This window comes from Streptomyces sp. NBC_00250 (assembly GCF_036192275.1).
GTDB lineage: Bacteria > Actinomycetota > Actinomycetes > Streptomycetales > Streptomycetaceae > Streptomyces.
Genome location: NZ_CP108088.1, coordinates 1,427,770 through 1,440,020, shown reverse-complemented (window position 1 = coordinate 1,440,020; position 12,251 = coordinate 1,427,770). Strand labels below are relative to the sequence as shown.

At 71.9% G+C, this 12,251-nt stretch carries 11 protein-coding genes; 1 reads left to right on the top strand and 10 read right to left on the bottom strand.

What is annotated here, in order from left to right; all coding sequences use genetic code 11:
• The first annotated feature begins 46 nt into the window (after positions 1-46).
• Entirely contained in the window at positions 47-1,732 is a 1,686-nt protein-coding gene (locus OG259_RS06360) for a rhamnogalacturonan lyase B N-terminal domain-containing protein (RefSeq protein WP_328941306.1), read from the top strand.
• A 63-nt stretch (positions 1,733-1,795) separates the two neighbouring features.
• Here the strand turns inward: OG259_RS06360 and OG259_RS06355 are convergent, their stop codons facing one another.
• The 10 genes from OG259_RS06355 to OG259_RS06310 all read right to left on the bottom strand — a co-directional run bounded on the left by OG259_RS06355 (position 1,796) and on the right by OG259_RS06310 (position 12,178).
• Positions 1,796-1,936: a hypothetical protein gene (locus OG259_RS06355; RefSeq protein ID WP_328941305.1), complete on the bottom strand. Its 141-nt coding sequence runs from the start codon at positions 1,934-1,936 to the stop codon at positions 1,796-1,798.
• Positions 1,937-1,993: 57 nt separating this feature from the next.
• Positions 1,994-3,148, bottom strand: a complete 1,155-nt coding sequence (locus OG259_RS06350; RefSeq protein WP_328941304.1) for a pectinesterase family protein — start codon at positions 3,146-3,148, stop codon at positions 1,994-1,996.
• Positions 3,149-3,178: 30 nt separating this feature from the next.
• Positions 3,179-4,474 carry a pectate lyase family protein gene (locus OG259_RS06345; protein WP_328941303.1) on the bottom strand — a complete coding sequence of 432 codons (1,296 nt, stop codon included), beginning with the start codon at positions 4,472-4,474 and terminating at the stop codon, positions 3,179-3,181.
• Entirely contained in the window at positions 4,471-5,277 is an 807-nt protein-coding gene (locus OG259_RS06340) for a rhamnogalacturonan acetylesterase (RefSeq protein ID WP_328941302.1), read from the bottom strand. The genes OG259_RS06345 and OG259_RS06340 overlap by 4 nt, the downstream gene beginning before the upstream one ends.
• Complete coding sequence (locus tag OG259_RS06335) at positions 5,274-6,614, bottom strand: ABC transporter substrate-binding protein (protein ID WP_328941301.1); 1,341 nt, start codon at positions 6,612-6,614, stop codon at positions 5,274-5,276. The genes OG259_RS06340 and OG259_RS06335 overlap by 4 nt, the downstream gene beginning before the upstream one ends.
• A gap of 99 nt (positions 6,615-6,713) precedes the next feature.
• On the bottom strand, positions 6,714-8,267 hold the full coding sequence (locus tag OG259_RS06330) for a glycoside hydrolase family 43 protein (RefSeq protein ID WP_328941300.1): 1,554 nt from the start codon (positions 8,265-8,267) through the stop codon (positions 6,714-6,716).
• Positions 8,264-9,115 (bottom strand): PmoA family protein, encoded by an 852-nt coding sequence (locus OG259_RS06325; protein WP_328941299.1) that lies wholly within the window; start codon positions 9,113-9,115, stop codon positions 8,264-8,266. The genes OG259_RS06330 and OG259_RS06325 overlap by 4 nt, the downstream gene beginning before the upstream one ends.
• On the bottom strand, positions 9,112-10,278 hold the full coding sequence (locus OG259_RS06320; protein WP_328941298.1) for a Gfo/Idh/MocA family protein: 1,167 nt from the start codon (positions 10,276-10,278) through the stop codon (positions 9,112-9,114). The genes OG259_RS06325 and OG259_RS06320 overlap by 4 nt, the downstream gene beginning before the upstream one ends.
• A 44-nt stretch (positions 10,279-10,322) precedes the next feature.
• Positions 10,323-11,204, bottom strand: coding sequence for a carbohydrate ABC transporter permease (locus tag OG259_RS06315; RefSeq protein WP_443052114.1), 882 nt, complete (start codon positions 11,202-11,204; stop codon positions 10,323-10,325).
• 35 nt (positions 11,205-11,239) lie between these two features.
• Positions 11,240-12,178 (bottom strand): carbohydrate ABC transporter permease, encoded by a 939-nt coding sequence (locus OG259_RS06310; RefSeq protein ID WP_328941296.1) that lies wholly within the window; start codon positions 12,176-12,178, stop codon positions 11,240-11,242.
• Positions 12,179-12,251 lie beyond the last annotated feature (73 nt).

Here is a 12,251-nt window from a genome sequence, read left to right as displayed (position 1 = left end):
GGCGACCTAGGGCTACCGCCCGTCCCCACCGAAGGAGCCGCATCCGATGAGCGCGTACGACACCTCCGCGCAGTCCCTCCGCCGCCGCACTCTCCTCGGGGCCGCCGTCGCCGGGACGGCCGCCGCCGGAGGCCTCCTGCCCTCCGCGGCCACCGCCGCCGCCACCGCGTTCGGCTGGAGCGACGACGGCACCCAGTACGTCGTCGACACCGGCGCGGGACTGGTCTTCAAGGTCTCCAAGTCCACCGGCGACCTCACCTCCCTCGTCTACAAGGGCAAGGAGTACGAGGGCTACGGCGGCAAGCACTCGCACGTCGAGTCCGGGCTCGGCGCCTCCACCGTCACCCTGGCGCAGACCGGGTCCACCGTGCTGATCACCGTCGTCCACGGCACCCTCCGCCACTACCTCGCGGCCCGCTCCGGACGGAACAACGTCTACCTGTGGACCGACAAGGCCGACACGTCCTTCACGGCCACCCGCTTCATCGCCCGCCTCAAGCCCGGCGTCTTCCCCGACGGGGGCCCCGACTCCTGGGTCGAGGGCGCGGACACCGTCATCGAGGCCGGGGACGTCTGGCAGCGCGCCGACGGGCACACCCGGTCCAAGCACTACTCCGGCGTCCGTGTCATGGACTACGACCACATCGGCTACACCACCGGCTCCGTCGGCCTCTGGATGATCCGCTCCAACCACGAGAAGGCCTCCGGCGGCCCCTTCTACCGCTCGCTGCTCCGACACTCCAACGAACTGGGCGTCGGCCTGTACGAGATCCTCCACTACAACCAGTCCCAGACCGAGGCCATGCGCTTCGGCCTCCAGGGCCCCTACCTGCTGGCCTTCACCGACGGCGGCACCCCCGACCCGGCGCTCTTCGCCGCCGACCACGACACCTCATGGGTGGACGGCCTCGGCATTCCCGGCTGGGTCGGCGCAGCCGGCCGCGGACGGGTCGCCGGCGTCGGACTCCAGGGCATGGCCGCGGGTCACCCGTACACCGTAGGCTTCGCCAACGCCGACGCCCAGTACTGGGCCCGCGCCACCGCCGGAACCGGCGCCTTCTCCTGCCGGGGCATGCTCCCCGGTGCGTACACCCTCACCGTCTACAAGGGCGAACTCGCCGTCCACACAAGCTCGGTGACCGTCACCGCGGGTGCCGCCACCGCCCTCCACACCCTCACCCTCACCCTCGCCAACGATCCGAGCACCGCCCCCGCCCTCTGGCGGATCGGCGACTGGGACGGCACCCCCGGCGCGTTCAAGAACGCCGCCCTCATGACGTACGCCCACCCCGCCGACGTCCGGGCCGCCGCCTGGACGGGGAACGTCGTCCTGGACGGCGGTGACGTGTCCGCCTCCTTCCCCTGCTATCTGTGGAAGGGCGTCAACGACGGCGTCCTCGTGTACTTCCGGCTGACCGCCGCCCAGGCCGCCGCCGCGCACACCCTGCGCATCGGGGTCACCACGGCCTTCCTCAACGGTCGCCCCCAGGTGACCGTCAACGACTGGGTCTCCGCGATCCCCTCACCGCCCACCCAGCCCTCGACCCGTTCGCTGACCAACGGCTCCTACCGGGGCAACAACCACACCTTCACGTACGTCGTCCCCGCGAGCGCCTGGAAGACCGACCCCGGCCAGTACAACGTGCTCAAGCTGAACGTCGTCAGCGGTTCCTCCGGCACCGGATTCCTGAGCTCGGGCACCGCCGTCGACTGTGTGGACCTGTTGGCCTGAGCAACGCCCGGAGGGGAGGGGCCCCGGAGCGGGCCTCTCCCCTCGACTGCGGTGAGCGGCGGGTCAGTTCATCGTCGAACCGATCGTCGTCGAGCCGGTGACGGTGGCGGCCTGCGCCGGACTCGCCAGGACGCCGAGCCCGGCGCAGGCGGCCAGGACGGAGACGGCGACGAAGGTGCTCCTGGTGCGTGCGGTACGAGACATGACGTGCGGGTCCTCTCGTGTGCGGTGGGGGAGGAGCGGGCGGGTTCCTCCCGGGGGTCAGGGGCAGGGCGGGCGCGGGTTCCAGTCGCCGAGATACGTCGACCGGGTCGCGGACACGGCCTCGGAGGGCCCGAGTCGGGGGCGGTTCTCCGGGACGGTGATCCGGGCACCCGGGCCGGAGTTGCGGTACTCGGCGAAGCGCTGTGCCTGCCACGGGTAGGCGTCACGCATGTTCGCGTATGGTGCGACCGCGTCGATCCCCTGGCCGAGGACGCTGTCCCGGACCACGAGCGACGGCCAGGCGGTGAGGTCCGAGCCGGGGACCCATGGGCGGGCCAGCTTGTAGTAGCCGTCCGGGGCCTCGCTGGTGATCCGGCAGCGGGCGGCGAGGAACCCGTACGGGTTCTCCCGGGCCGTGGACGGGGCGAAGACGAAGCCGTGCGGGGCCGCCGCCAGATCGGGGCGGAGCAGCGTACGGAAGTGGCAGCGCTCGAAGACGGCGGTGGCCCGACCGAAGACGAAGTCGACGTCACCCTCGACGTGGCAGTGCGCGAAGTACTGGCGGGCGAAGGTCGTCAGCGACATCGAGTCCGCGTACAGGGTGTCCTGGTGGCCGAGGAAACGGCAGTGGAAGAACGCCGACCGGTCGCCCTGCACCTTGAGCGCGACGGCCTGGGTACCGGGGTTGCCGGGAAGGTCGGTGCGGAGGAAGTCGTTGGCGAAGGTGATGCCGTGGGCGGTGAAGCCGGGCGCCTGGACGGTGGTGGTCGCGGAACCGGTGGTGCCGTAGGTGCCGCCCTCGGGGCGGGGCGTTCCGGCGGCGTTGGCGTACACCACGACGACGTCGCGGGGATCGCCGCTCGCGCCGATCCAGGTCATGTCGGTACGGGCCGGACCCACGGCGACCGTCTCCCGGTACGTACCGGGGGCGAGCACCAGGGTCCGGCCGGTGCCGCTCGCGGCGGTGACCGCGGCCTGGACGCTGGTGTGGTCGCCGAGGCCGCCGGGGTGCACGTACAGGGTCCGCTCGGTGAGCCGGCGGTCGGGCGAACCGAACCGGCCGAAGGGCCGGGCACGTGACGGCGAGGTGTCCGGCGCGGCGGAGACGGCCGAGGCGGGAGAGGCGGGCAGCGCCAGGGCGAGTGCGGTTCCGGCGGCGCCCAGGAGCAGGGAGCGGCGTCCCGTCGGCGCTCCGTTCGGGTGCGAGGGCATGCGGGGGTCCTCCTGGAAGGGGATGGGGGATCAGCAGGACCGGCCGGCGCCCGCGCGGTGGTCGACGAGGGCGGGCACGGCCCTCGGGTGGTCGACCCGGGTGCGCAGGACGGGGGTCCAGCCCGCGTCGGCCCGCAACAGCTCCTCGGGGAACTGCGTGTTGTGGACGGCGAGGAGGTCGACGGGCCTGCCGTTCACGTAGTTGCCCACGGTCGTGACGGGCGCGTCCTTCCACTTCTTCAGGATCTTCCCGGCCGGTACGTCCCCGGCGAGCGTGAACGCGTTCTTCTCCGCGAAGAGCTGGGACTCCTGCCCGATGCCGAGGCTGTAGGCGTAGGCCGAACTCGGCACGACGAAGTGGTTGTTGTACGCGTCGACCTGCCCGAACCGGACCCGCGGCGCCCGCTCGACGACGTTCTCGAAGAGGTTGTGGTGCAGGGTGACCCGCAGCTTCCCCCGGTCGGTGGCGCCCGCGCTGTCGCTGTTGCCGATCATCAGGGTCTTGTCGTGGTCGGTGAAGGCGTTCCAGGAGATCGTGACGAGGTCCGCACCCCGTACGACGTCCAGCTCCCCGTCGTGCTGCTGGTAGACCTCCCCGTAGTACGAGGGCAGCGAACTGTCCGGGTGGGCCCCGTCGGTGAAGGTGTTGTGGTCGATCCACACATGGGTGGAGCCGTACACGACGAGGCTGTCGTACTCGGAGTTCCACGCCCCGGTCGCGCCGTCCGTCGGGTCCCACTGCGGGAAGCAGTCGAGCGGACTCTCCATCGTCAGGTTGCGGATCACCACGTTGTCGACGCCCTGCACCTGGAGGCTGCCGCCGGTGATCCCGGCGTCCCTGCCGACACCGGCGATCGTGGTGTTCGCGGGCACCTTGACCTTGATGGCCTTGCCCTGGGCGGTCGCGGAGGCCGCCCGCAGGTCCTCCTGGGGGCCGCTCACCACGTTCTCGTACCCCCAGACGGCGGGGTCGTAGTCGGCGAGGTAGCGGGCGAAGTCGTAGCCGGGGGCCTCGAAGGCGGCGCAGCCGGCGGCGGTGGCGTTCAGGGTGCCGACCACCTTGACGATCCTGGGCTCGGTGCCGGGCACGGCCAACGCGTCCCGGAACTCCTCCCAGGTGGTGACGGTGAAGACGCGGGATGCGTCGGCGGCGGCCCCGCCGGTGGTGCCGGTTCCGTCGGACGCCCAGCCGTCACCGGCCGGCAGCGTGGCGCGGGCGGGGTCGGCGGCGGGGCGCGGGGCGGCGTGGGCGCCGGCGGCGGGGGCGGTGACCGTCAGGGTGAGGGCGGTCGCGGCCATCACTCCCAGTCGCGTGCGTCGGTTCATGTGCTGCTCTCCTCGGACTCGGGCCAGGTGATCCACGGGGTGGGTATCTCGTCGTCCAGGCGGCGCGTCTCGCGCGGCGCGAGGACATGGGTGCGGAGCAGCTCGGCGGCGGCGAGGCGGGCCACCTCGATCGCCCCGGGCGGGTTGAAGTGGGTGTTGTCCTGCTCGGTCGCGGTCCAGTTGAAGTACGTCTTGGTGGCCTCGGGGCCGAGCCGCTGCCACAGGGCGAGCGACAGCGCCTCCAGGTCGAGGAGCGGGACGTCCGACTCGCGGGCGGTCTCCCGCATCGCCGCCGGGTACGCGCCGAGCGTCCGCAGGGCGGTGCCGTCCACGTCGAACCTGCGCCGCTCGACGGAGGTGGCGAACACCGGGAGGGCGCCACGGGACCGCGCGCCCTCGACGAAGACCCGCAGATTGTCCTGGTAGGTGGTCCACGGCTCGGTGTACCGGCTCGGATCGGCGACCTTCTGGTCGTTGTGACCGAACTGGACCAGGAGCAGGTCGCCGGGGCGGAGCGCCTTCAGTACGACGTCGAGGCGCCCCTCGTCGAGGAAGCTCTTGGTGCTGCGCCCGTTGACGGCGTGGTTGGCGACCCGCACGCCGTGGTGCAGGAAGAAGGGGAGGGCCATGCCCCAGCCGGTCTCGGGAGCGGCGTCGGCGTACTTCTGGGCGGCGGTGGAGTCGCCGGCGAGGAACAGGGTGCGCATGCGGGGGTGTCCTTGGGAACGGGCCGGGGGAGCCCCGGCCAGGGCGAGCGCGAGGCCCGCCCCGGCCGTGACCACCGCGCGGCGGCCTACGCTCACTGGTTCTGCTGCTTCCATTCGGCCTGCGCCGCGTTCAGCTGCTCGGCCAGGTGGTCGAGGAACTCCTTGGCGCCGGACGTACCGAGCAGGACCTTCTGGAAGCCCGGCTCGTTCTCGGCCTTGGAGATCGTGTTCCAGTCCGGCAGGTAGTACGGCAGCTCCACGATCGTGGCCTTGCCGCTGAAGAGGACCTCGGCGCCGAGCTTGGTCGGCTCCGCCTCCTGGAGCCACGGGTCCTGGGCGGCCTCCGTGTTGGCGGGGATGGCGCCGGCCGACTTGTTCCACTTGCTGTTGGAGGCGTGCGAGGCCGCGAACTCGATGAACTTCCAGGCGGCGGCCTTGTTCTTGCTGGAGGAGAAGAGCCCGAGGCCGTCGACCGGGTTGGAGACCTGCACACGGGTGCCGTCGTCCAGGGTCGGGTTGGGGATGCCCCGGAACTTGTCGGTGCCGAGCGCCTTCACGTGGTCCTGGTAGGAGCCCAGGTTGTGGTTCAGCATGCCGATCTGGCCGCTGTCCCACTGCGCGACCATCTTGGTGAAGTCGTTGTTGACGTCGGCGGCCGGGGTGGTCTTCTTGAACAGGCCGGCGTACTTCTCCAGCGCCGCCACGTTCTTCGGATCGTTGACGGTGGTCTTGTCGCCGTTCCAGAAGCTCGTGATGCCGCTCTGGCCGTACATGGCGTCCAGGGCCTGTGCGATCGAGCCCGCGCCGCCGCGGATCGTGTAGCCGAAACGGTTCTTGTCGGTGGCGGTCAGCTTCTCCGCCGCCGCGTAGAACTTCGACCAGGTGGTGGGCTCCTGCAGCCCGGCCGCCTTGAACAGGTCGGTGCGGTAGTAGAGCACGCCGTTGCTCGCGGAGGTGGGGACGGTGAACAGCTTGTCCTGCCCGCCCGCCGCCTTCACGCTCGCGACCATGCCGGCGTTGAGCCTGCCCTTGAGCGCGCTGTCCTCGATCCGGGCGTCCAGCGGCTCCAGGGCGTTCTGCGCGGCGATTCCGGCGAGCATCGCCGCGCCGACGCCGCCCACGTCCGGCAGGCCGTCGCCCTGGATCGCGGTGTCGTACTTCGACTGGACCTCCTTGGAGGCGATCCCGACGTACTCGACGTCGATGTCGGGGTTCGCCTTCTCGAAGTCCGCGATGATCTCCTTCCAGACGTCGGTGCGGACACCGCCGTTGTTGTCCCAGAAGGTGATCTTGCCCTTGCCCGATCCCTCGGTGCCCTTGTCGCCGCCCCCGCCGCTGCCGTCGTCACCGCAGGCGGTGGCGGTCAGTGCGAGGACGGAGGACAGGGCGAGGGCGAGGGCGGCTCTGCGCCGTCCGCCGGGGAAGATGGTCATCGTCGGCTCTCTTCTCTCGGGGTGTTGCGGGGACTTTCGGGGATGGGACGTGGGGGAGTTTCAGGGGGCGCATCGGAGCGCGCCCGGCGGGCGGGGCCCTCAGACGGCGGTGACGCGGAAGGCGGAGAACACGGCCGTCCCGGCGTGTCCCGCACCCTCCGGCGCCCCGGCGAACAGACCGAGCAGGGCGCCGACCCAGCGCCAGGGAGTGGCGGCGAACTCCGGTCCGAGCCGGACCGGACCGTCAGCTGTGTCGTCGGTGGTGTACGAGAAGCGGCAGCGCGCGTCCGCCGTGACCTCGATCCGGAGCAGGACCCGGTCCCCGGTGACCGGCCGGGAGTGCGCCGCGTCCCGTTCGTGCTCCGCGTCGGCCGGGGCGAAACGGTGCACGAGCCGGGCCGTGCCGTCCGGGGCGCGCTCCAGGCCGATCCACGCGTACGCGTCCCCCAGGACGACGAGCCCCGCGCGGGCCCCGGCCGCCTCGGAGTCGAGCCGCAGCCCGACCTCGACGGCCACGGCCCCGGCGGGCAGCCGCTGGGTGAGGACGTGCGGCACGCTCCGGAGGTCGCCGAGCCGGTCCGTCCGCACACAGCCGAGCCGCAGCCCGTCGCCCGAGTGCTGACTGGCCCAGCCCTCGCCCGGGTTGGCGGTCCACTGCCACTGGCGGCCGAACCGCCCGCCGGGAAAGGTGTCGTCCACCGCCGGCCGCGCGGGCGGCTGCTCCGGCAGGTCCGGCTTGCGGTGGACCCGGACCGGGGCACCCCCGGCGCCGAGCACGGGCCAGCCGTCCGCGTCCCAGCGCATCGGCTGGAGATGGACGAGCCGGCCGTGCGCGCCCGACCGCTGGAAGTGCAGGAACCAGTCCTCGCCGCGCTGGGTGCGCACCCAGCCGCCCTGGTGGGGGCCGTTGACGTCGGTGTCGCCCTGCGCGAGGACGGTCCGCTCCTCGTACGGGCCGAAGAAGGACCGCGACCGGAGCGCGCCCTGCCAGCCGGTGGCCACGCCCCCGGCCGGCGCGAGGATCCAGAACCAGCCGTCGTGCCGGTACAGCTTCGGGCCCTCCAGGGTGAACCAGCCCGGTATCCGGTCGGCGTCGACGAGGACCCGGCCCTCGTCCAGCACCTTCGTGCCGTCCGGGCTCATCCGGTGCCCGGTGAGCCGGTTGTTGAACCCCGCGCGGGACTTGGCCCAGGCGTGCACGAGATACGCCTCGCCCGACTCCTCGTCCCACAGCGGGCAGGCGTCGATCAGACCCCTGCCCGCCTTCACCAGGTGCGGGGCCGTCCACGGGCCGCGTACGGAAGGGGCGTTGACCTGGAAGATCCCGTGGTCGGGGTCACCCCAGAAGATCCAGAACCGGCCGTCGTGGTGCCGGAACGAGGGCGCCCACACCCCCCGGTCGTGCCGGGGCTCCGTGAACGCGGCAGCCGGTTCGAGCCGCTCCAGGGCGTGGCCGACGAGCGTCCAGTTGACCAGGTCCCGGGAGTGCAGCAGCGGCAGGCCGGGCGCGCGGCCGAAGCTGGACGCCGTCAGGTGGTAGTCCTCGCCGACCCGGACCACGTCGGGGTCGGACCAGTCGGCGGCGAGGACGGGGTTGCGGTACGTGCCGTCACCGAGGTCCCCGGTGGCCGTGACCGCACCGGCCCCCGTCACGACGTCACCGCCTTGCGGACCAGGGTCGCAGCCTCGCCCCGGTCGAGGCGGCCGTCGGCGACGACGGTCACCACTCGCCGTACGAAGGTCTCGCCGGCCGTCACCGGAAGACGCCCGTCATGGGCGAGCGAGGAACCGACCCCCGGGTACTCGGCCGCCCGGACGAACCACGGGTCCTCACGGGTCCGGGCCGTCGCCCCGGCGAACACCAGGGTCCAGCCGCCGCCCACGAGCGCCACCCAGTCCGAGCGGACCCCGTGCACCGCCTCCTCGCCGTCCGCGCCCGCAGCCGCCCCGAACACCACCGGCGCCTTCGTCTCCTTCGGCGCGCGCCAGAAGAAGCCGCCGTACGCCGCGCCCGGCCGGCCGTTCGTCGCGGGACTGCCGATCGACAGGTCACGGCCGGACACATTGGTGAGGGAGAAGGTGAGGTCGAGCGCCCAGGCGGTCTCGGTGAGCGCGGTGGCCGCCACCGTACGGTGCTCGCGGAGCAGCCGCTCGCCCCCGGCCGTCCAGGTCAGCTCCTCCACGAAGCCGTCCGGGTCGCACAGCTTGAACCCGTCGTGCCGCTGCACCCCGTGGTTGTCGAGCTCGACCGAGCCGCGGTCGCGCACGAAGGTGCGCCCGCCCCAGAAGTTGTGGCCGGCGACGTCGGGCACGGCGACGCCCGCGCCGAGGTGGTGCGGATGGTCCTCGGGCGCCGTCTCGGTCACCGGGCGCCCGGCCAGGGTGGTCACCGGGTGCAGGTACGGCCGCGGGGAGTGGTCGAGGGCGAGGTCGGGCCGGGTCGTGCAGCGGGCGACGGTGACGCCCGCGCAGCGCAGGACCGTCGACGGCTCGGGGTTCATCGGGCCTCCGCCCGGGTCGACGGAGCCCAGGGGGCGCCGAGTTCGGAGAACAGGCTCAGTTCGTCGGCACTGGCGTCCACCAGGGCGTCGACGCCGTCGACGACCCGGCGCGGCGCGCTCTCGCCGGGCTCGGCGTGCCAGTGCGCGGCGGGTATCTCCAGCGGGTCGGGAGCCGTCCGTACGGCCTCGACGACCCGCATGAACGCGCCGGTGGCCGCGGGCGGGACCCACAGCGGCTCGCCTTCCGTGACGTGCGCGACGAGGTTCTCCAGGAGGTCGGTGCGGCCGTACTCGGTCTCCACCGGGCCGTGCCCGGCGCGCTGCACGAGCACCCGGTCCTGCCGGTACCAGAAGGTGATCCGGCCCTGGCTGCCGTGGACGATCACGTACGGCTCCGAGGACCTCTCGGCACAGAGCGTCGCCGCGACCGTGACCTGGGTGCCGGCCGAGGTGACGACCCGTACCGCCGAGGTGTCGTCCGACTCGATGGCGTGGGCGTGCAGCAGCTCGGTCTCGATGTGCTCGACGTCCTCGGCCCGGGTGGAGCCGGACAGTGCGAGCGCCGTGGCGACGGCGTGGGCGAGGGGGTTGGTGAGCGCCCCGTCGACGACGTCGACCCCGCCGAGCCTCCGGTGGCCCGCCCAGGGGGCGCGCCGGAAGTAGGCCTCGTCACGGACCCAGGCGCCGGCCGCGCCGACGCCGAGGAGCTCGCCGATCGCGCCCTCCTCGACCATGCGGCGGATCGCGGGCACGGCATGCGAGCCCAGCGACTGGAAACCGATCTGGCAGGCCACCCCGGCCGCCTCGACCCCGTCGGCCATCCTGCGGAACTCGGCGAACGAGGGGGCGGGCGGCTTCTCCAGGAGGATGTGCGCCCCGTGCCGGGCGGCGGCGAGCGTCATGTCGGTGTGGGTCTGGATGGGGGTGCTGAGCACGACGATGCGGGCGCCGGTGGAGGCGAGGAGCTCCTCGAAGTCGGCGGACTGCGCCGGGTCTCCGATGCCGTCGAGCTCGTCCGCGTCGAGCGGGCGCAGCTCGCAGACCCCGGCGAGGCGGACGAGCCCCTGCTCTTCGAGGCGGCGGATGTTGAGGAGGTGGCTGCGGCCGTGGCCGCGGGCGCCGGCGAGGACGACCGGCGGCGGGGTGGTGCGTACGGTGTTCATGTCTTCCCTGTTCGTGCGTGCTGTGCTGATGCCGACGGCCCCGTTCATCCCTTCACCGCCCCGGCGCTGAAGCCGGTGACCAGCCACTTCTGGATGAAGGCGAAGACGATGACGACGGGCACGGCGGCGATGACGCCGCCCGCGGCGAGCGCCCCGAGGTCGACGCTGTCGGCGCCCATGAGGGTGTTGAGGCCGACCGGGATCGTCTGCTTGTCCTGGCTGCTGAGGAACATCAGGGCGAAGAGGAAGTGGTTCCAGGCGTGCACGAAGGCGAAGGAGCCGACGGCGACCAGTCCGGGCCGGAGCAGCGGGAGGACCACGATCCGGAAGGCGGAGAAGCGGTTGCAGCCGTCCACCCAGGCCGCCTCCTCCAGGGAGTACGGCACATTCCTGATGAAGCCGCTGATGAGGATCATCGACAGCGGGAGCTGGAAGACGGTCTCGGCGATGATCACACTGCCGAGCGAGTTGATCATCTTGAGCTCGGCGAAGATCTGGAACAGCGGGACGAGGAGCAGGGCGCCCGGCACGAACTGCGAGCAGAGCAGGGCCAGCATGAAGCCCTTCTTGATCTTGAAGTCGAAGCGGGCCAGCGCGTAACCGCCGGCCAGGGCGACGACGGTGGTGCTGATGAGCACGGCGACACCGATGAGCAGGCTGTTCTGGAAGAAGACGCCGAAGCTCCGCTCGTTCCAGACCTTCTCGAAGTGCGCCGTCGTCATCGGCCAGGGCAGCAGGGAGGTGGAGCCGGCGGGACGTACGGCGAAGAGCAGGATCCAGTAGAAGGGGATCAGGGTGAAGAGGAGGTAGATCCCGAGGGGCAGATAGATCTGCCAGCGGGGCACCTCGTCCCAGGCCCTGCGCCTGGCGCGGGCGGCGGAGGGCGGGGTCCGGTCGGGCGGTTGCGCGGCCCGGGACGGGGTCACGTCGGCCGGGGCCGGGCTCAGGGTGGACTCGGCTGTCACTTGCCGTCGCCTCCGAACTTGCTCAGGCGCAGATAGACCATCGAGCAGAAGAGAAGGATCACGAACGCCACCGTGGTGAGGGCGGAGGCGTATCCGAAGTTGTGGGCGTCGACGCTGGTGTGGGCGATGTACAGCGGCAGGGTGGTCGTCTCGCCCGCGGGGCCGCCGCCGGTCAGCGTGTACAGCAGGTCGACGTTGTTGAACTCCCAGACCGCGCGCAGCAGCGTGGACAGGACGATCGCGTCCCGGATGTGCGGCAAGGTGATGTGGACGAACTGGCGGACCCGGCCCGCCCCGTCGACCTCGGCCGCCTCGTACAGGTCCTTCGGTACGGACTGGAGGTCGGCCAGGATGAGGATGGCGAAGAAGGGCACCCCGCGCCAGAGGTCGGCGATGATCGCCGCCGGGAAGACGGTCGCGGTGTCGGAGAGCCAGGACGTGCCGTACGTGCCGACGCCCATGTCCGCCAGATAACGGCTGATGCCGGTCTGGGAGTTGTAGAGCAGCACCCAGATCGCGGAGGTGAGCACCCCGGAGACGGCCCACGGGGAGAAGACGAGGGCCCGGCCCAGGGCGCGGCCGACGAAGGTCTGGTTCACGATGAGGGCGAGCGCGAGACCGAAGAGGAGCTGGAGCGTCACCTCGACGACGACCCACTTGAGGCTGAAGGTCAACGTGCCCCAGAACCGCGGGTCGTCCGTGAAGATCCGGGTGAAGTTGTCCAGGCCGGCGAAGCCGTTCCGCCAGGGCTTCGTGGGGTTGTAGTGCTGGAGGCTGTAGTAGAAGACGCTGAGCACCGGGTAGGCGATGAAGCCCAGCATCAGCAGTCCGGCGGGGGCGATCAGCAGGTACGGCAGTCGGCGGGGGGTCGCTCCCGTGCGGCGGCGGCTCCGTGCCGTGACGGCTCGGGGCGGTGGGGTCACAGCTGAGGCCATGACGGCGGCTCCGTTCTCGGTGAAGCGCTTCGCGAACGACGTTCGAGATTTCGGACAAGGTGGGGCGGGTGGA